This is a genomic window from Amycolatopsis sp. NBC_01307 (genome assembly GCF_035975215.1).
Taxonomy (GTDB): Bacteria; Actinomycetota; Actinomycetes; order Mycobacteriales; family Pseudonocardiaceae; genus Amycolatopsis.
In genome coordinates, this window is record NZ_CP108403.1 from 11,010,181 (window position 1) to 11,027,189 (window position 17,009).

The 17,009-nt window shown below is 71.3% G+C and carries 15 protein-coding genes; 8 read left to right on the plus strand and 7 right to left on the minus strand.

Annotation, left to right across the window (positions count from 1 at the left end):
* Positions 1-59 precede the first annotated feature (59 nt).
* Complete coding sequence (locus OG439_RS49790) at positions 60-1,454, plus strand: dihydrolipoyl dehydrogenase family protein (RefSeq protein WP_326947265.1); 1,395 nt, start codon at positions 60-62, stop codon at positions 1,452-1,454.
* A 1-nt stretch (position 1,455) separates the two neighbouring features.
* Here OG439_RS49790 and OG439_RS49795 read toward each other — a convergent pair whose 3' ends face one another.
* Complete coding sequence (locus tag OG439_RS49795) at positions 1,456-4,035, minus strand: hypothetical protein (RefSeq protein ID WP_326947266.1); 2,580 nt, start codon at positions 4,033-4,035, stop codon at positions 1,456-1,458.
* A gap of 265 nt (positions 4,036-4,300) precedes the next feature.
* Here OG439_RS49795 and OG439_RS49800 point away from each other — a divergent pair, with 265 nt between their 5' ends.
* On the plus strand, positions 4,301-4,804 hold the full coding sequence (locus OG439_RS49800; RefSeq protein ID WP_247062565.1) for a DUF3145 domain-containing protein: 504 nt from the start codon (positions 4,301-4,303) through the stop codon (positions 4,802-4,804).
* Between the two features lie 52 nt (positions 4,805-4,856).
* Positions 4,857-5,450, plus strand: a complete 594-nt coding sequence (locus tag OG439_RS49805; protein ID WP_247062567.1) for a hypothetical protein — start codon at positions 4,857-4,859, stop codon at positions 5,448-5,450.
* Positions 5,451-5,501: 51 nt separating this feature from the next.
* Here OG439_RS49805 and OG439_RS49810 read toward each other — a convergent pair whose 3' ends face one another.
* From OG439_RS49810 to OG439_RS49830, 5 genes are all read right to left on the minus strand, one after another.
* Positions 5,502-6,752, minus strand: coding sequence for a beta-ketoacyl-[acyl-carrier-protein] synthase family protein (locus tag OG439_RS49810; RefSeq protein WP_326947267.1), 1,251 nt, complete (start codon positions 6,750-6,752; stop codon positions 5,502-5,504).
* A 28-nt stretch (positions 6,753-6,780) separates the two neighbouring features.
* Positions 6,781-7,026, minus strand: coding sequence for an acyl carrier protein (locus OG439_RS49815; protein ID WP_004559006.1), 246 nt, complete (start codon positions 7,024-7,026; stop codon positions 6,781-6,783).
* A gap of 72 nt (positions 7,027-7,098) precedes the next feature.
* The gene (locus tag OG439_RS49820) at positions 7,099-8,082 is read right to left on the minus strand and encodes a beta-ketoacyl-ACP synthase III (protein ID WP_326947268.1); all 984 of its coding nucleotides are present in this window, start codon (positions 8,080-8,082) and stop codon (positions 7,099-7,101) included.
* Positions 8,079-9,002, minus strand: coding sequence for an ACP S-malonyltransferase (locus OG439_RS49825; RefSeq protein ID WP_326947269.1), 924 nt, complete (start codon positions 9,000-9,002; stop codon positions 8,079-8,081). The genes OG439_RS49820 and OG439_RS49825 overlap by 4 nt, the downstream gene beginning before the upstream one ends.
* A 206-nt stretch (positions 9,003-9,208) precedes the next feature.
* Positions 9,209-10,420, minus strand: coding sequence for a PucR family transcriptional regulator (locus OG439_RS49830; protein ID WP_326947270.1), 1,212 nt, complete (start codon positions 10,418-10,420; stop codon positions 9,209-9,211).
* A 121-nt stretch (positions 10,421-10,541) separates the two neighbouring features.
* Between OG439_RS49830 and OG439_RS49835 the strand changes: the two genes are divergently transcribed.
* The 5 genes from OG439_RS49835 (at position 10,542) to OG439_RS49855 (ending at position 15,250) form a co-directional block, all read left to right on the plus strand.
* Entirely contained in the window at positions 10,542-11,450 is a 909-nt protein-coding gene (locus OG439_RS49835; protein ID WP_326947271.1) for an ABC transporter ATP-binding protein, read from the plus strand.
* Positions 11,447-12,667: an ABC transporter permease gene (locus tag OG439_RS49840; protein ID WP_247062572.1), complete on the plus strand. Its 1,221-nt coding sequence runs from the start codon at positions 11,447-11,449 to the stop codon at positions 12,665-12,667. The genes OG439_RS49835 and OG439_RS49840 overlap by 4 nt, the downstream gene beginning before the upstream one ends.
* A gap of 323 nt (positions 12,668-12,990) precedes the next feature.
* Positions 12,991-13,767, plus strand: a complete 777-nt coding sequence (locus OG439_RS49845) for a mechanosensitive ion channel family protein (protein ID WP_247062573.1) — start codon at positions 12,991-12,993, stop codon at positions 13,765-13,767.
* A gap of 69 nt (positions 13,768-13,836) precedes the next feature.
* Positions 13,837-14,550 (plus strand): MOSC domain-containing protein, encoded by a 714-nt coding sequence (locus tag OG439_RS49850; RefSeq protein WP_326947272.1) that lies wholly within the window; start codon positions 13,837-13,839, stop codon positions 14,548-14,550.
* Between the two features lie 55 nt (positions 14,551-14,605).
* Positions 14,606-15,250: a nicotinamide mononucleotide transporter family protein gene (locus tag OG439_RS49855; RefSeq protein ID WP_247062575.1), complete on the plus strand. Its 645-nt coding sequence runs from the start codon at positions 14,606-14,608 to the stop codon at positions 15,248-15,250.
* Here OG439_RS49855 and OG439_RS49860 read toward each other — a convergent pair.
* Positions 15,231-16,841, minus strand: coding sequence for an L-lactate permease (locus OG439_RS49860; RefSeq protein ID WP_326951820.1), 1,611 nt, complete (start codon positions 16,839-16,841; stop codon positions 15,231-15,233). The two genes, OG439_RS49855 and OG439_RS49860, sit on opposite strands and share 20 nt — an antisense overlap.
* Positions 16,842-17,009: the final 168 nt, after the last annotated feature.

Genomic DNA, 17,009 nt, shown 5'->3' on the forward strand with positions numbered 1-17,009 from the left:
TTCCTGACGAGGATAGCCGTTGGCTTGCGTGATCCCGCGTGGTGGTGTGCGCTGATGCCATGTCCGGACAGACTTTTGACGTAGTGGTGATCGGCGCGGGCCCGGTGGGCGAAGTGGCCGCCGAGCGAGCGGCTCGCGGGGGCCTGAAGGTCGCGCTCGTCGAGCACGAACGCTTCGGGGGCGAGTGCTCCTACTGGGCCTGCATCCCGAGCAAGGCCTTGCTGCGGCCGGGAAATCTCCTCGCCGCGGCCAAACGGATCCCGGGGGTGCCCGTCGGCGACGCGGTCGACCCGGCGCAGGTGTTCGCCCGCCGGGACTGGTTCACCGGCAAGGGCGACGACGCGGGCCAGGTCGAGTGGGCCCGCGGCGCGGGCATCGAGCCGGTCCGCGGGCACGGCGTCCTCACCGGTGAGCGCGAGGTCACCGTGGACGGCGACCGCGTCCTGACCGCGCGGCACGCGGTGATCGTGTGCACCGGCAGCGTCCCGAACACCCCGAAGATCCCGGGGATCGACACGATCCGGCCGTGGGGTTCGCGCGAGGCGACGTCGGCCTCGGCCGTGCCGGCCCGGCTCGGCGTCCTCGGCGGCGGCGTGGTCGGCGTCGAGATGGCGCAGGCCTGGGCGACCCTCGGCGCGGAGGTGCACCTGGTGATCACCGGCGAGCGCCCGCTGCCGCGCAACGCGGAGTTCGTCGGCGACCTCGTGCTGGCGGGCCTGCGGGAGGCAGGCGTGTTCGTCCACACGATGTCGGGTGTCGAGCGCGTCGCCGCGGGCGAGAGCGGCACCGAGCTGACGCTGAAGGACGGCGAGGTACTCGTCGTCGACGAGTTCCTGGTGGCGACCGGACGGCGTCCCGGCACGGCCGGGCTCGGCTTGGAGAGCTTCGGCGTCGAGGCCGGCGGCCCGCTGACCGTCGACGACACCGGCAAGGTGTCCGCAGTGGACGGTGACTGGCTGTTCGCGGCCGGCGACGTCACCGGTCGCGCCCCGCTGACCCACCAGGGCAAGTACGGCGCCCGCGCGGCGGGCGACACCGTGGCGGCGCTGGCGAAGGGCGAGAAGGTCGACACCTCGCCGTGGAGCCCGTTCACCGCGACCGCCGACCACCACGCCGTGCCGCAGGTGGTGTTCACCGACCCGGAGGTCGCCTCCGTCGGCCTGTCGGACGCCCGTGAGGGCTCGAACGACCGCGTCGTCGACATCGACATCGCGGTGGCGGGCTCGTCGCTGCACGCCGACGGGTACCAGGGCAAGGCCCGGATCGTCGTCGACACCGAGCGGAACGTGCTGCTCGGCGTGACGTTCGTCGGCCAGGACGTCTCGGAGCTGCTGCACTCGGCGACGATCGCGATCGTCGGCGAGGTGCCGCTCGACCGGTTGTGGCACGCGGTGCCGGCGTTCCCGACGATCAGCGAGGTGTGGCTGCGGCTGCTCGAGGCCTACGGGCTCTGAGCTACCGCGCGGGCAGATCCAGGGCGGCCTTCGCCGCCCGGACCAGGCCGGGATCGTCCGCAGTGGACGGTCCCGGCACCCACACCGCCTGCACCACCCGGACGGACGTGCCTTCGAGCCGGCTGGTGTAGGCGGCGTTCTCGAACCGCGGCGCCGGCGTGCCCCACTTGCCGGTCTCGGCGGCGAGGTCGAGGATCCCGCCACCGCCCGGAGTGTCGGCGACGGCCTTGAAGGCGGCGGCCTGCGCGGCGTCGGGGAAGGCGACGATGCCGACGGTCACCGCACCGGCCCGCCCGTCGACGGTCGTGGCGTAGCTCGCCCGCCGCACGCCGGAGCAACTGGTCTGCTGCAGGCTGGCCTGCGCGTCCCCGAAGGCGTGCGACGCGCACCGCTGGTCCCCGTCGGCGGCGCGCAGCGAGAACTGCAGGCTTTGCGCGGGAGCGACACTGGCCGGCTGCTGCGAGACCGGCCGGCTGGCGGGAGCGGGCGGCGAGGTGACGGGCGCGGCGGCGGTGTCATCCCCGCGGGTGGCAACGACCACCGCGGCGACGACCAGCACGACCAGCAACCCGATCGCCCCCAACGGCAGCCACCGGACGGTCCGCGAGGTGGGTGCCGGGGGTTTCTGCCGCGGGGCGGGGTTCGGCCGGGAGTGCGGGTAGGACTCCGCCGGGGCAGCCGTCGGGCGCGGGAGGGTCTCGGTGCTGGTGCTGCTGGGTAGCTCGAGAGATTCGGTCCGCTCGGTGTCCGCAGCCGGACGGTAGGGCGGGATCTGGTCGGCCCCGGGGAAGACGGGCAGCGCCGTGGGAGGTTTGGCGAGAGTCTCGGTGCGTTCGAAGTCGGTGAAATCCGAAGAGGTCTCGGGTTCGGCGGATTTCGTGGCGCCGGTGCGGGTTGCGCCACTCGAAATCGTCGCCGCGGTGGGCGCCGGGATGGAAACCGTGGAGTCCGTGGCGTCGGCAAAAGTCGCGGCCACCTTTTGAGCGGCGTCCGGTGCGGTGCTCGCTCCGGTGGCCTGCGCAGCGCCAGGGGCCACGGTCGTGTTTTGAGCGGCGACAGAGGACTGCGCCAAGACGGAACCGTTGGCGGCGCTGGGCTCGGCGGCAGATTTTGTGGCGCCGACAGCCGCGACGGTGTACTGAGCCGCGGCGGGAGCCTGCGCCGAGGCGGAAGTGATGGGCTCGGCGTCGGTGTCCGAAACCATCGCTGAGACCTGCGTCGGAGCGGGATCAGTGGCTGTGCTGGTCGCCGCCGCTTTGTTCTGGGCCCCGGCAAGGGTCCGTGCCGGGGGAGAACTAGCCGAAGTGTCGGTCTCGGCCGCGGATTCCGTGGTGCCGGGAAGGATCGCCGATTCCGAAGCTGTCGCGGAAGCCTTCGCCGGGCCGGAATCCGCGGGCACGCTGGGCTCGGCGGACTTTGGGATGCCAAGCACGCCAAGGCCTTCGCCTGCGGCGGGGTCGGAGGCCGTGTCGGTCTCGGCCGCGAGACCCGGGCTCGGCGCGTGACCCAGGGCGGAACTCGCGTGATCAGGCTCGACTCTCGCGTGATCCAGGGCGGAACTCGCAGGCTCCGACTCGACACTCGCGTGATCCATGGCGGAACTCGCGGGCTCCGGCTCGGTAACTGCGAAGTCTGGTCCGGCACTCGCTTGCTCCGGTTCGACATCCGCGAGGTCTGGTCCGGAACTCTCGGGCTCCGGCTCGGCAACCGTGGCCTCCGGCGGGACAACCGCGGTCTCTAAACCGGAACTTGCGTGATCGGGGGCGGAACTTGCGTGATCCACGCCGGAACTCGCGTGATCCAGGACGTGATCGGCTTCGACGACCGCTGCCGGTGGGTCGGCCAGTTGCGTTCGGCCACTTGCAGTCGGCGTTACCGGGGTCTCAGTTCGCCAGCCCGCTGGCGGCCTGGCGGTGGTCAGGGTTCCGGGCGACCGCGGCGCAGTGTCCCAAAGGGACTCCGGCGGCGTGTCGTCACTGAACCGGCTGAATCCCTCACCCAGCAGGATTTCGTCCGAGAAGTCGGGCGCGTCGGGGGCCAGGCCGCGGATCAGAGCGCGCACCTGGTCGACCGAACGGGGGCGGTGGGCCGTCGCCAGGGAGACCGCCGCTGCCAGCATCGTCGTCGGGGTGGGGTGCAGGACCCGTACCGGGCCCGCCAGGTCGCTCGCGGGCTGGTCGACCGTCTCGACGTACGGGCCGACCGCCACGATCGTGCCCACCGGTGCCGTGCCGGGGACCAGTTCCGCGATGCGGCTTTCGCACACCTGGGACAGGTCCAGGGCCTCCGTGGCCGGGTTGATCGCGTCGTCGTCGGCCACCAGGGGCCAGCCGTCGGCCTTCCATTCCGCGCCCAGCGGGGCTTCCAGCCGCAGCGCCGGGTCCGGCAGGTCGACGCCGATGACGATGATCACGCCGTGGGGCAGCAGAACCACCGCCTCGACCGGGCGATCCGTCACCGTCCCGACGCCGATCAGCGCGATCCCGCCGACGACGGTGCTGCCGCGGCCCAGGGACGCCAGTGCCGCCCGGATGTCGTCCGCCACCCGGGACTGCTGCCGCTCGAGGCGCACCAGTCGCACCGAAATCTCCCCTGCTCGTCGTTCCGGAGCATCACGCTAGCGCGCCCGGTCGTATCCGAGGCGCGACACGGGGACGACGCGGCCGCGTCCCACCGAAAGTGGTGCTGTGGGTGACTTGTGGTGTTCATGTGGCCAAACAGCACGGTTGGGGTGCAGAATGTGCTACAACGCATCGGAGGCGGTATTCGGGAGCCGCACTGAGGCCACGCAGCTCGATTTCAGGGCGTAGGGGAAGACGTCCCTCGTCGAGCAAGCGGAGGTAGCAGTGAGCACCCGTGGCAGCACCCGAGGTGTGGTGTACGTCCACTCGTCGCCGTCTGCGGTGTGTCCGCACGTCGAGTGGGCTATTTCGGGCACCCTCAACGCCCGAGTCGACCTGAAGTGGACGGCGCAGCCGGCCAGTCCGGGTCAGCTTCGCGCCGAATGCGGCTGGCGCGCGCCCGCGGGCACCGGCGCCAGATTGGCGGCGGCCCTCAAGGCGTGGCCGATGATTCGGTTCGAAGTCACCGAAGAGCCCAGCGCGGGCGTCGACGGCGAACGGTTCTGCTTCGCGCCCGGGCTCGGCCTGTGGCACGGACGGACCAGCGCCAACGGCGACATCGTGGTGGGCGAGGACCAGCTGCGCGCACTCGTGAGCATGACCCGCGGCGGCGAGTCGCTGGCGCACAAGCTCGACGAACTCCTGGCCGCGAGCTGGGACGAAGCGCTCGAGCCGTACCGTCACGCCGGTGACGGTGCTCCGGTGACCTGGCTGCACCAGGTCGGCTGACACCGGACTCCGGCAGCACGGGACCGGTGGCGGGGCCGGTACGCTCTTCCGCGTGACGACCCCCGCCTCCAGCCCCCGCCAGCGCTGGCTGGTGCCCGTCGTGGTCGTGGTGCTGTCCGTGACCGTGGGCGGCGGCCTGCTCGCGCGCGAGCTCTACCGCCGTCCCGACCAGCCCGCCGGCGACACCTCGGCGCCGGTGACGGTGCCCCAGTCGGCGACCGGCAGCCAGCCGACCGGTGCCGACATCGTCGGGATGACGCCGGACGCGCAGTCGCACCCGCGGGCCGACGAGGTGCGCAAGGTGCTGGAGACGTACTTCTCGGCCATCAACACCCAGCAGTACTCGAGGTGGATGACCGTGGTCACCACGGAGCGGGTGGCGCAGCAGCCGCTCGGCACGTGGAAGGACGGCATCAAGACCACAAAGGACAGCGACGCCGTCGTCTACCGGATCGAGCGCGGCTCCGGCACGTCGCTGCGGGTCCTGGTCGGCTTCCGGAGCCGCCAGGCGGTCGAAGACGCCCCGGCCTGGTTCCCGGAGCCGTGCATCCAGTGGCGGCTCGTGCTGCCGATGGTCATCGAGAAGTCCGCGCTGAAGATCGCCGCCGTCGACAACGGCCCGCCCCCCGAACACCAGAAGTGCTGAAACGAGAAGGGGCCCGGCCGAAGCCGGGCCCCTTCTCGTTCGTCAGCGTGCTCAGGCCGCCGGGGTGAACAGCAGAGCGGTGTTGTGCCCGCCGAACCCGAACGAGTTGCTGATCGCCGCGGTCAGCTCGACCTTGCGCGGCTCGCCCGACACGACGTCCAGCTGCACCCGCGGGTCCAGGTCGGTCAGGTTCATCGTGGCCGGCACGATGCCGTGGTACAGCGAGAGGATCGTGATGATCCCCTCGACCGCGCCGGCCCCGCCGACCAGGTGACCCATCGAACCCTTCGGTGCCGTGACGATCGCGTGGTCGCCGACCGCCTTGCGGATCGCCGCCGCCTCGCCGATGTCACCGACCACAGTGGACGTCGCGTGCGCGTTCACGTGCCCGACCTCCGCCGGGCTGACGCCGGCCATCTTCATCGCCGCGCGCATCGCGGCGATCTGGCCGATGCCCTCGGGGTGGTTGCCCGTGATGTGGTAGGCGTCCGAGGTGATGCCGTGCCCGGCGATCGTCGCGTAGACGCGCGCCCCGCGGGCCTTCGCCAGGTCCGCGCGCTCCAGGATGACCACGCCCGAGCCCTCACCGAGGACGAAGCCGTCCCGGTTCGCGTCGAACGGCCGCGACGCGGCCCCCGGGTCGTCGTTGCGCGTGGACACCGTGCGGGCCTGGGCGAACCCGGCGAGCGTGATCGGGTGGATGCACGCTTCGGCACCCCCGGCGACCACGACGTCGGCACGCCCGGAGCGGATCATCTCGACCCCGCTCGCGATGCCCTCGGCGCCGGAGGCACAGGCCGAGGCCGGGGAGTGCACCCCGGCCCGTGCCTTCAGGTCGATGCCGACGTGCGCGGCCGGGCCGTTCGGCATCAGCATCGGCACGGTCAGCGGCGACACCTTGCGGAGACCCTGCTGGTGCAACAGATCGTTCTGGGTGAGCAGGGTGACCGGGCCGCCGACGCCGGTACCGATCGACACGCCGAGGCGGTCGGGGTCGACGTCGGTGTGCTCGTCCGTCGGTTCGGTGAAGCCGGCGTCGGCCCACGCCTGACGGGCGGCGATCATCGCGACCTGCTCGCAGCGGTCCATCCGGCGGGCCTGGACCCGCGGCAGGACTTCCGAGGGATCGACGGCCAGCATGCCGCCGATCTTGACCGGCAGCTGCAGCTCCTCGACCCAGTCGGCTTCGATCGTCCGGACCCCGCTCCGCCCGGCCAGCAGACCGTCCCAGGTGGACGTCACGTCCCCGCCGAGCGGTGTGGTGGCGCCGAGACCGGTGATCACGACGTCGATGTTGCTCATGGGTGTCTCCTCAAGGAGGGAAGAGGACTTACTTCGAGTTGGCCGACACGTAGTTGACGGCGTCGCCCACGGTCTTCAGGTTGGCGAGCTCGTCGTCCGGGATCTTGACGCCGAACTTGTCCTCGGCCTGCACGGCGATCTCGACCATCGACAGCGAGTCGATGTCCAGGTCGTCCACGAACGACTTCTCGGCGGTGACGTCGTCCTGAGCCACACCGGCCACCTCTTCGACGATCTCGGCGAGGCCGGCGAGGATCTCAGCGTTGTCAGCCATGGGGTAGTTCCCTTCTCGGTCTTACTTGGGGGTTCTTGTCCGGCGGGCGAGTGCCCGCCGGGAGCGTAACGGTCAGGGGCAGATGAACGCCTGCCCGGCGTAGGACAAGCCCGCGCCGAACCCGACGGCCAGCACCACGTCGCCGGACTTCGCCGTCCCGGCCTTGCGCATGTGGTCCAGCGCGAGGGGGATGGACGCCGACGAGGTGTTGCCGGAGTACCTGATGTCGTCGGCGACGACCATGTCGTCACGGGCGCCGTTGGCCCGCAGCTTCTTCGCGATCGCCTCGACGATGCGCAGGTTGGCCTGGTGCGGGATCAGCACGTCCACATCGGACGCCTTCAGCCCGGCGACCTCGAGCGCGCGCAGCGCGATCGGTGCGATCTGGGTGGTCGCCCACCGGAAGACCGACTGGCCCTCCTGGTAGATGAACTTGTCCTCGGTCATCCCGATCAGGTCGACGAGGTCGCCGGCGCTGCCCCAGGAGACCGGGCCGATCAGCGGCTCGTCGGACGCGCCGACGACCGCGGCACCCGCGCCGTCGGCGAAGATGATCGCGTTGGCGCGGTCGGTCGGGTTCACCGAGTCGGTGAGCTTCTCGGCGCCGATCACGAGGACCTTCTTGGCGGAGCCCGCGCGGACCAGGTCCGACGCGACGCCCAGGCCGTAGCAGAACCCGGCGCACGCGGCGTTGAGGTCGAACGCGCCGGGGCTCGGGATGCCGATCCGGGCGGCGACCTGCGCGGCGGCGTTCGGGATCTGCGTCGGCATCGTGCAGTTCGGCAGGATCACCGTGTCCACTTCGGACGGGTCGACCCCGGCGTCGGCCAGCGCGGCGGTGCCGGCGGCGACGGCCATGTCGGTGAGCAGCTCGTCCTTCTCGGCGAAGCGGCGCTCGATGATGCCGACGCGCGTCTGGATCCACTCGTCGTTGGTGTCCATGGTCTTCGAGAGGTCGTCGTTGCTGACGATCCGCTCGGGCTGGTAGCTGCCGACGCCCAGCACGCGGCTGCCGCGGGAGCCCGGGTTGAGGCTCAGGGCCGGTCGGTCGGTCACGAGGCGTCCTCCTGGCGCAGCGCCGCCAGTTCGGCCGGCGTCTTCAGCGCGGTGGTAGTGGTGACGACGCCCTTGAGCTGCCGCTTGACCAGGCCGGTCAGCGTGCCCGCGGGCGCGAGTTCGACGGTGCGGGTGACGCCGAGCGAGACCAGGCCGTCCATCGTCAGGTCCCACCGGACCGACCGGGTGACCTGCGCGACGAGCCGCTCCAGGTACTCGGCCCCGCTGGTGACGACGGCGCCGTCCGCGTTGGACAGTAGCGGGCGGGTCGGATCGGCCGGCGTCAGCTCGGCGGCGTGGGCGCGCAGCGCCTCTTCGGCGGGCGCCATGTAGCGCGTGTGGAACGCGCCGGCGACCTTGAGGGCGCGGATCTTCGTGCCTTCGAGGGGCTCGGCGACGATCTTGGCGATCGCGTCGGCCGCGCCGGAGGCGACGATCTGCCCCGCTCCGTTGCGGTTCGCCGCGGTCAGGCCCCGCTCGCCCAGCCACGCGACGACCTGCTCGGGGTCCCCGAGCATCACCGCGGCCATCGACGTCGGTTCGATCGCGCAGGCCTTCGCCATCTCGGCCCCGCGGACGGCGGCGAGCGCGATGGCCTCTCCGGGCTTCAGCACCCCGGCGATCGCGGCGGCGGCCAGCTCACCCACCGAGTGCCCGGCGACCGGCGCGTCAGCGGGGACCGGCGCGGTGGCCTGGAGGTGCTCGAAGGTGAGCAGCGACAGCGCGACGATCAGCGGCTGCGCGATCGCGGTGTCCTGGATCTCCTCGGCGCCGGCTTCCGTGCCGAGGCGCAGCAGATCGAGCCCCGCGCGCTCGGACCACTGGGCGACGCGCTCGCGCGCGCCGTCGAGGTCGAGCCAGGGCGTGAACATACCGGGGGCCTGGGATCCCTGGCCGGGAGCGAGCACTGCTGACGTCACCCTCTAAGACAACACGGAACGGGCACTTTCGCGGGATGCCGACGCTCACAGTGTCTGCCCGGCGTCTTTGTCGGAAACCTCCAAAGACGCGCCGCACCACCTCGCGCGTAACCCGGAAGCCTTGTCGGGTTCAATCACCTTTCGCTGTTAAGTCCATCACGTGACGGGGCTCTCGTGAGAGGGTCGCGGACGGCGTGGGGAGCCGGTCACCAGAGGCCGCGGGCGCGGGCCAGCCGGCCCACCGCCAGCGCGATCCGCAGCACCAGCGCGTCCCGGGGGTCCGTCGGCTGGCAGCCCGTCAGGTCCGCCGCCTTGCGCAGGCGGTAGCGGACGGTGTTCGGGTGGACGAACAGCGTCTTCGCGCACGTCTCCAGCACGCCGCCGCTCTCGAGGTAGGCCTCCACCGTGCGCTGCAGCGTCGGGCCGGCCTCCTCCAGCGGGCGGGCGATGGTGTCGACCAGTAGCCGCTCGGCTTCGGCATCGCCCGAGAGCGCGCGTTCCGGCAGGAGGTCCGCCGAGCGCACCGGGCGGGGCGCGCCCGGCCAGCCGACCACCGCCCGCAGGCCGGACAACGCCTCCGTCGCGCTGTGGTGCGCCTCCGCGAGCGTCGGGACCGTCGGGCCGGCCACCACCGGGCCGTCGGCGAAGGCCACCGACATCCGGCCGAGGATCTCGCGTTCCTTCACCCCGCCTTCGGTCGCGCCGCCGATGACGACCACCAGTCGCGAGCCCTGCACGGACAGCAGCACCGGCCGGCCGACGCGGGCGGCGCGGCTGCGGACCTCGAACACGACCGTCGGCGGGTCCTCCGACGGCGGGTTGCCCACCAGGACCGTCGCCGCGGCGGTCGGGTCCCAGCCCAGCGCCGTCGCGCGAGAGAGAACGGACTCTTCAGCGTCGCCGCGGACGATGCCGTCGACGACCAGGGCCTCCAGCCGGGCGTCCCACGCGCCGCGCGCCTCGGCCGCGGCGGCGTAGGAGTTGGCCGCGGCGAAGGCGATTTCCCGGCCGTAGCGCAGGATTCCCTCGATCAGCGCGGCCCGCTCGGCCTCGTTCGCCGCGAAGGCCGGCAGCTGCTCCTCGAAAACCTCGATGGCGAGCCGGACCATGCCGACGGCCTGGCGCAGGCTGACCCACCGCGACAGCTCGGCCGGCGCGTCGCGGAACGCCTCGGTCGTGAGCTTCAAGGCCTCTTTGGAGTCCCGCAGCCAGCCGACGAATCCCGCCGCGCCGGCCTGGGTGATCAGCAGGACGCTCGCGCGCTGGTCGGCGGGCAGCCGGGCGAACCACGGCAGCCGCTGTTCCATGACGGCGATGCTGGCGCTCGCCAGGCTGCCGGACGCGTGCTCCAGCCGACGGAGCGTCTTCGCGGACAGTCCGTGGTGCTTCGGCACACGCCGTGTGGTGGGTTCGGCCATTTCGACGCGATCCTACGTGGCCCGCAACTTTCGTAGCCCGCGATGGCAACGCGGGTCGCTATGCGGTGCGTGTACCGGCTGCCTACGATCGCAGCCAAGCGGAGGAAATGGGGGCACCGGGATGACCGGTCTAGAGATCGACGCGATCTCCAAACGCTACGGCGACGTGGTCGCTTTGCGCGAAATGACGTTCGACGTCCGGCCGGGCGAGTTGTTCGGCTTCGTCGGCAGCAACGGCGCCGGGAAGACGACGACCATGCGCATCGCGCTGGGCGTCCTTTCCGCCGACGCCGGCGAAGTGCGCTACGCGGGCGAGCCCGTGACGCACGAAACGCGCCGCCACATCGGTTACATGCCCGAGGAACGCGGGCTGTACCCGAAGATGAAGGTGGGGGAGCAGCTCACGTACCTGGCCCGGCTGCACGGGATGTCCGCGTCCGACGCCAAGACGTCGGCGGAGAAGTGGACGGAACGGCTGGGCGTGGCCGCGCGCCGCGACGACGAGGTGCAGAAGCTCAGCCTCGGCAACCAGCAGCGCGTGCAGCTGGCCGCCGCGCTGGTGCACGAGCCGCGGATCCTGGTGCTCGACGAGCCGTTCTCCGGCCTCGACCCGGTCGCGGTCGACGTGATGAGCCAGGTGCTCAAGGAGAAGGCCGACGACGGCGTGCCGGTCGTGTTCTCCAGCCACCAGCTCGACCTGGTGGAGCGGCTCTGCGACCGCGTCGGCATCGTCCGGAGTGGACAGATGGTGGAGGTCGGCACGGTCGAAGAGCTGCGTTCCGGCGGTGCGGTGCGGCTGCGCGTCGACGTGCCCGGAGCCGGTGACGACTGGGCCGACGGCCTCGCCGGCGTCAAGGTGCTCGGCCGGAAGGGCACCGCGACCGAGCTGGAGCTGGCCGACGGCGCCGACGACCAGGCCGTGCTCCAGGCTGCGCTGGCCACCGGGCCGGTGCGCGAGTTCGCCCGCGAGCAGCCGACGCTGGCCGACCTGTTCCGTTCCGTCGTGACGACCGAGGAGGTCCCCGCATGAGTACCCCGGTTCCGGACGTCCGGATGAGCGCGGCGGGCGCCGTCGGGCTGGTCGCCTCGCGTGAGATCGGCACCCGCGTCCGCTCCAAGGCCTACCGCGTCACCACCGTCGTCATGCTGCTGCTGATCGTCGTCGGCATCGTCGTGATCAAGCTGATCTCGGGCGGCGGGGGTGCCGACGCGACGATCGGTTACACCCCGGCCACCGCCGGGTTCAGCGCGCCGCTGCAGGCGACCGGCAAGGCCGTCGACCAGAGCATCGACGTCACCCAGGTCGCCGACGAGGCCGCCGGGCGCGCGAAGCTGGCCGACGGCTCGATCGACGCGCTGCTGACCGGCGACGGCAAGAGCGTGCACGTCCAGGTGAAGAAGGACCTCGACGGCAAGCTCGCGAACGTGCTGCAGCTGCTGTCCCGCCAGGTCGCGCTCGACCAGCAGATCACCACGCTCGGCGGCAACCCGGCCCAGTTCGAGGCCACCGTCTCGGCCGCGAAGTTCGTCGAGGACCCGCCGCTGGAGGAGCCGTACGACTACAACGGCCAGCAGCTGGTGCTCGGCATCGTCGCCGGCATCCTGATCTACCTGTCGCTGATGATCAACGGCCAGAGCGTCGCCCAGGGCGTCGTCGAAGAGAAGACGTCGCGGGTGGTCGAGCTGCTGCTCTCGACGATCAAGCCGTGGCAGCTGATGGCCGGGAAGGTGCTCGGCATCGGGGTGGTCGGGCTGATCCAGATGGTTGTCATCGGGGCCGGCGGGGTGATCGCCGGCTTGGCCACGGGCGTGCTCACGGTGTCCGTTTCGGCGGCCGTCGGCACGGTCGTCTGGCTGATCGTCTGGTACCTGCTCGGGTTCTTCATGTACTCGATCGTGTTCGCCGCGCTGGGTGCGCTGGTGTCCCGGCAGGAGGACGTCGGCGGCGCGGTGATGCCGGCGCTGATGTTCGTGATCGCCGGGTACGTGGTGGGGATTTCCGTGCTGCCGTCGGATCCGGGCAACACGTTCGCCGAAGTGCTTTCCGTGATCCCGGTGTTCGCGCCGACCCTGATGCCGATGCGGCTGGCGATGGGCGGGGTGCCGGTGTGGGAAGCCGTGTTGTCGGTGGGGCTGGTGGTGCTGATGATCCCGGTGCTGATCTGGCTCGCCGCGCGGATCTACCGCAACGCCGTCATGCGCAGTGGCGCGAAGGTGAAACTGCGGGACGCGCTGCGCGCCGCCTGACGTTTCCCGGTTGTTCATCCGGCCCTCGGACCGCTTCGGCGTCCGGGGGCCGGTTTGTTCTCGGCCCGTGACACCGGGATTCCCCCACATGCTCGAGGCCGCCCGGCGCTTGCGGTTTACGCTGCGCCGGACGGCCTCGTCTCCCCGGTCCCCACCGGTAGAACCAGTATGGCTGCCAACGATCTTTGCGCGCCAGTCGTCTCACTCGATCGTGGGGCGCACGAGTTGCCGCCGCTGGGTACCTGATCGACGATCCGGTGCACAACAGCGGCACCACCCGAATCGCGGCGCGATTCGGTGCGAAACATCAAGAGGGAGTCGGCATGGGCCAGCAACTCAAGGACGGACTGGGACAAGCGTGGAACCTCGTGGCCACGTTCGTCCCGAAACTCGTCGGTTTCCTGATCATCCTGCTGATCGGCTGGCTGATCGCGAAGGCCGTCTCCAAGGGCCTGAGCCTCGTTCTCGGAAAGGTCGGGTTCGGCAAGCTGATCGAGAAGACCGGCCTTTCCGCCAGCATCGGCCAGCAGAAGATCGACGCGGCCGGGATCCTCGTGAAACTGGTCTACTACTTCATCCTGCTGATCGCGCTGCAGCTCGCGTTCGGCGTGTTCGGGCCGACCAACCCGGTCAGCCAGCTGCTCAACGACATCATCGCGTTCCTGCCGCGGATCGTGGTCGCGCTGGTGCTGATCGTGGTCGCCGCGGCCATCGCGAAGGTCGTGCGTGACGTCGTGACATCGGCGATGTCGGGCCGCCCGGCCGGCCGGTACCTGGCCACCGGCGCCTACTGGCTGATCATGGCGTTCGGCATCATCGCCGCGCTCGGCCAGGTCAACATCGCGACCGCGATCACCGGCCCGGTGCTGATCGCCGTGCTGGCCACCATCGGCGGCGTCATCGTCGTCGGCTTCGGCGGCGGCCTGATCAAGCCGGCGCAGGACCGCTGGCGCGGCTGGATGGCGAACATGCAGCAGCAGCTGGCGGAGACGCCGCAGCAGCGCACCGGCGAGATGGGCCGCAGCGAGGCCCCGCACGCGATGGTCGGCGCCGACAACACGCCGACCCCGCCGGTCGGGACCCCGCGCCCGCAGATCTGAGCAGCTGAGTGACGAGACGGGCCCGGCAGACGAGGAAGCTGCCGGGCCCGTTTCGTTACGCTGATGCGCATGGGGGTCGTGACGGCGCTGTGGCGCTATCCGGTGAAGTCGATGCGTGGGGAACGGCTGGCCGAGGGCGAGTTCGGCGAGCGCGGTCTCGACGGCGACCGGCTGTACGCCGTCCGCGATCCGGACGGGAAGTTCGGCAGCGGCAAGAACACCCGCCGCTTTCGCCGGATGGCGGGCCTGCACGAGTTCGCCGCGCGGTACGACGGTGACGTGCCGGTGGTGACGCTCCCGGACGGGCGCGTGGTCCGCGGCGACGCCGCCCACGGGGCGATCGCCGCCGCGCTGGGCCGCCCGGACGTCCGGCTGGTCCGGGAAGCCGAAATCCCGCACCACGACGAGGCCGCCGTCCACCTCGTGACGACGTCGTCGCTGGCCTGGCTGGCCGAGCGCGCACCCGGCGTCGAGGTCGACGCGCGGCGGCTGCGGCCGAACCTGCTGCTCGACACCGGTCCGGCGCCGGAGCTGGCCGAGGAGGCCTGGCTGGGGGAGCGGGTCCGGATCGGCGGGGTCGAGCTGGAGATCCTGCGCCGGGCCGTGCGCTGCGTGATGGTCGGCCTGCCGTGGGACGGCCTCGCGGCCGCGCCCGGCCTGCTGAAGACGATCGCCGACACCAACGACCTGATGCTCGGGGTGCACGCGCGCGTCGTCCGCGGTGGCACCGTCCGCGTCGGCGACGTCCACGACGTGGGATGTTCCACGCCTCACAGTCCCTAGGGAATGCGCCCCTCCCGGAGCATGTTGGTGACCGGTAGGACGAAAGGGGCGTCACGTGAACTACCTGCTGGAACACGGCTTCCGGGTGCTTGGGCAGTGGATCTCCATCGCCGAGTTCGCCGGGCAGGTGTTCGCGCTGGCCGTGGTGTTCCTCGCGCAACGTCGCACCTTGTGGACGTGGCCGGTGCAGGTCGGCGCCACGGTGCTGCTGTTCGCCGTCTACGCCTCCGCGCACCTCGGCGGGCTCGCCGCCCGGCAGGTCGCCATCCTCGCCATCTCCGTCTACGGCTGGTGGGCCTGGACGCGCCGCAAGGACCCGGTGTTCGGCGTCGTCGTGCGCCAGGGCCGGCTCACCGAACGGCTCGTCATGCTCGGCACGTTCGTCGCCGGCACCACCGTGATGGCCCTGGTCCTCGACGCGCTGCACGCGTCGTGGGCGCCGTGGCCGGACGCCGCGATCTTCGTCGGCACCCTCGTCGCCTTCGGCGCGCAAGGCGCGGGGCTGGTCGAGTTCTGGCTGGTCTGGCTGGTCGTCGACGCGATCGGCGTGCCGCTGCAGATCTCGTCCGGGCTCTACTTCTCGGCCGCGATCTACATCGTGTTCGCCGGGCTGGTCGTGCACGGCTGGTGGACCTGGAACCGCTCGGCCAAGCAGCGCGTCGCGGCCCGCGACCACGGGGTCATGGCAGCATCCAGCTGAGCACCGGCGTGCTCTGCCCGAGCACGATCAGGCACATCACCAGCAGCAGCCCGAGGCTCCACGGCAGGACCTTCCGCAGGAGCTTGCCCTCTTCGCCGGGCAGGTTCGCCGCGACGCAGGCGATGGTGAGGTTCTGCGGCGAGACCATCTTGCCGAGCACGCCGCCGGAGCTGTTGGCCGCGGCGAGCAGGTCCGCGGGCAGGCCGGTCTGGTGGGCCGCGGTCACCTGCAGCGCGCCGAACAGCGCGTTCGCCGACGTGTCGGACCCCGAGACGGCGACGCCGAACCAGCCGAGCACCGGGGACAGGAACGCGAGTGCGGCGCCGGCGGCCGCGATGAACGTGCCGATCGTGCTGGTCTGACCGGACAGGTTCATCACGTAGGCCAGCGCGAGCACGCCGGTGACGGTGAGGATCGCGAAGCGCAGTTCCTTCACCGTGGCCAGCCATTCGCTCAGCGCGCCGCTCGCGGACACGGCCAGCACCGCCGCCGTGACGATCCCGGCGATCAGCACGAGCGTGCCGCCGGTGTTGAGGAACGGCAGTGAGAACGTGTTGCCGGACACCGGTTTCCCGTTCGGCGCGGCGACGTTCAGCCCGAACCAGTGGAACTTCCAGGTCGCCTTGTCCAGCAGCGCCTTGATCGGCGGCAGCTGGCCGAGCGAGAAGATCACGATGATCAGCCCGTACGGCAGGTACGCCTTCACGACGTCGCCGCGCGCATCATCCGGCGGCGCTTCGGTGGTCGTCGTCCCGCCCATCCCGACGCGGACGGCTTCGGGCACCGGACGGCGGGTCTGGGGCAGCGCCACCAGCGCGGCCGCGCCGGCGAGCGCGGCGCCGATGTCGGCCAGCTGCGGCGAGACGAAGTTGGACGCGAGGAACTGCACGAGCCCGAACGCGACCCCGCAGACCAGCGCGGGCAGCCACGTGTCGCGCAGGCCGCGCTTGCCGTCGACGATGATCACCAGCAGCAGCGGCACGACCAGGGCGAGCAACGGCGTCTGGCGCCCGACGATCGACGACACCTGCTCCAGCGGCAGCCCGGTGACCTGGGCGAGCGTGACGACCGGCGTGCCCATGGCGCCGAACGCGACCGGCGCGGTGTTCGCGACCAGCGCGACGACGGCGGCCTTCACCGGGTGGAAGCCGACGGCCACCAGCATCACGGCGCTGATCGCGACGGGCGCGCCGAAGCCCGCGAGGGCCTCCATCAGCGCGCCGAAGCAGAACGCGATGATCAGGGCCTGGATGCGCGGGTCGTCGGAGATCCGGCCGAACGAGCGGCGCAGCACGTCGAAGTGCCCGGTCCGCACGGTGAGCCGGTAGATCCACAGCGCGTTGACGACGATCCACATGATCGGCCACAGCCCGAACGCGGCGCCGGACAGCGCGCCGGAGACGGCCTGGACGATCGGCATCCCGAACGCGGCGATCCCGACGACGAGCGCGACGAGCAGCCCGATCAGGGCGGCGTGGTGCGCCTTCATCCGGACGACGCCGAGGAGGACGAGCACGGTGGCCAGGGGCAGCACGGCGACGAGCGCGGACAGTCCCAGCGAGCCGAGGGGAGTCACGTCTTGTATGAACAGGGCCTGCACGAACACGGGCGACCTCCGTTTTCCACGATGCGAAAACGGCCTTTCGGCGGAGTGTCCGTGATCCTCCTCACAAACCGGGCGTTACGTCAAGAACTTGACGCCACACGGCCCAACGAGTCAGAGCCTCACGTGATCCAAGGGTCGACACGCGTGTCTGGA

Bases quoted from the DNA above. Each gene is read 5' to 3' on its own strand.
- OG439_RS49815 (WP_004559006.1), bottom strand. From the start codon at position 7,026: ATGGCTGACAACGCTGAGATCCTCGCCGGCCTCGCCGAGATCGTCGAA.
- OG439_RS49830 (WP_326947270.1), bottom strand. From the start codon at position 10,420: ATGGCCGAACCCACCACACGGCGTGTGCCGAAGCACCACGGACTGTCC.
- OG439_RS49840 (WP_247062572.1), top strand. From the start codon at position 11,447: ATGAGTACCCCGGTTCCGGACGTCCGGATGAGCGCGGCGGGCGCCGTC.
- OG439_RS49835 (WP_326947271.1), top strand. From the start codon at position 10,542: ATGACCGGTCTAGAGATCGACGCGATCTCCAAACGCTACGGCGACGTG.
- OG439_RS49845 (WP_247062573.1), top strand. From the start codon at position 12,991: ATGGGCCAGCAACTCAAGGACGGACTGGGACAAGCGTGGAACCTCGTG.
- OG439_RS49790 (WP_326947265.1), top strand. From the start codon at position 60: ATGTCCGGACAGACTTTTGACGTAGTGGTGATCGGCGCGGGCCCGGTG.
- OG439_RS49850 (WP_326947272.1), top strand. From the start codon at position 13,837: ATGGGGGTCGTGACGGCGCTGTGGCGCTATCCGGTGAAGTCGATGCGT.
- OG439_RS49810 (WP_326947267.1), bottom strand. From the start codon at position 6,752: ATGAGCAACATCGACGTCGTGATCACCGGTCTCGGCGCCACCACACCG.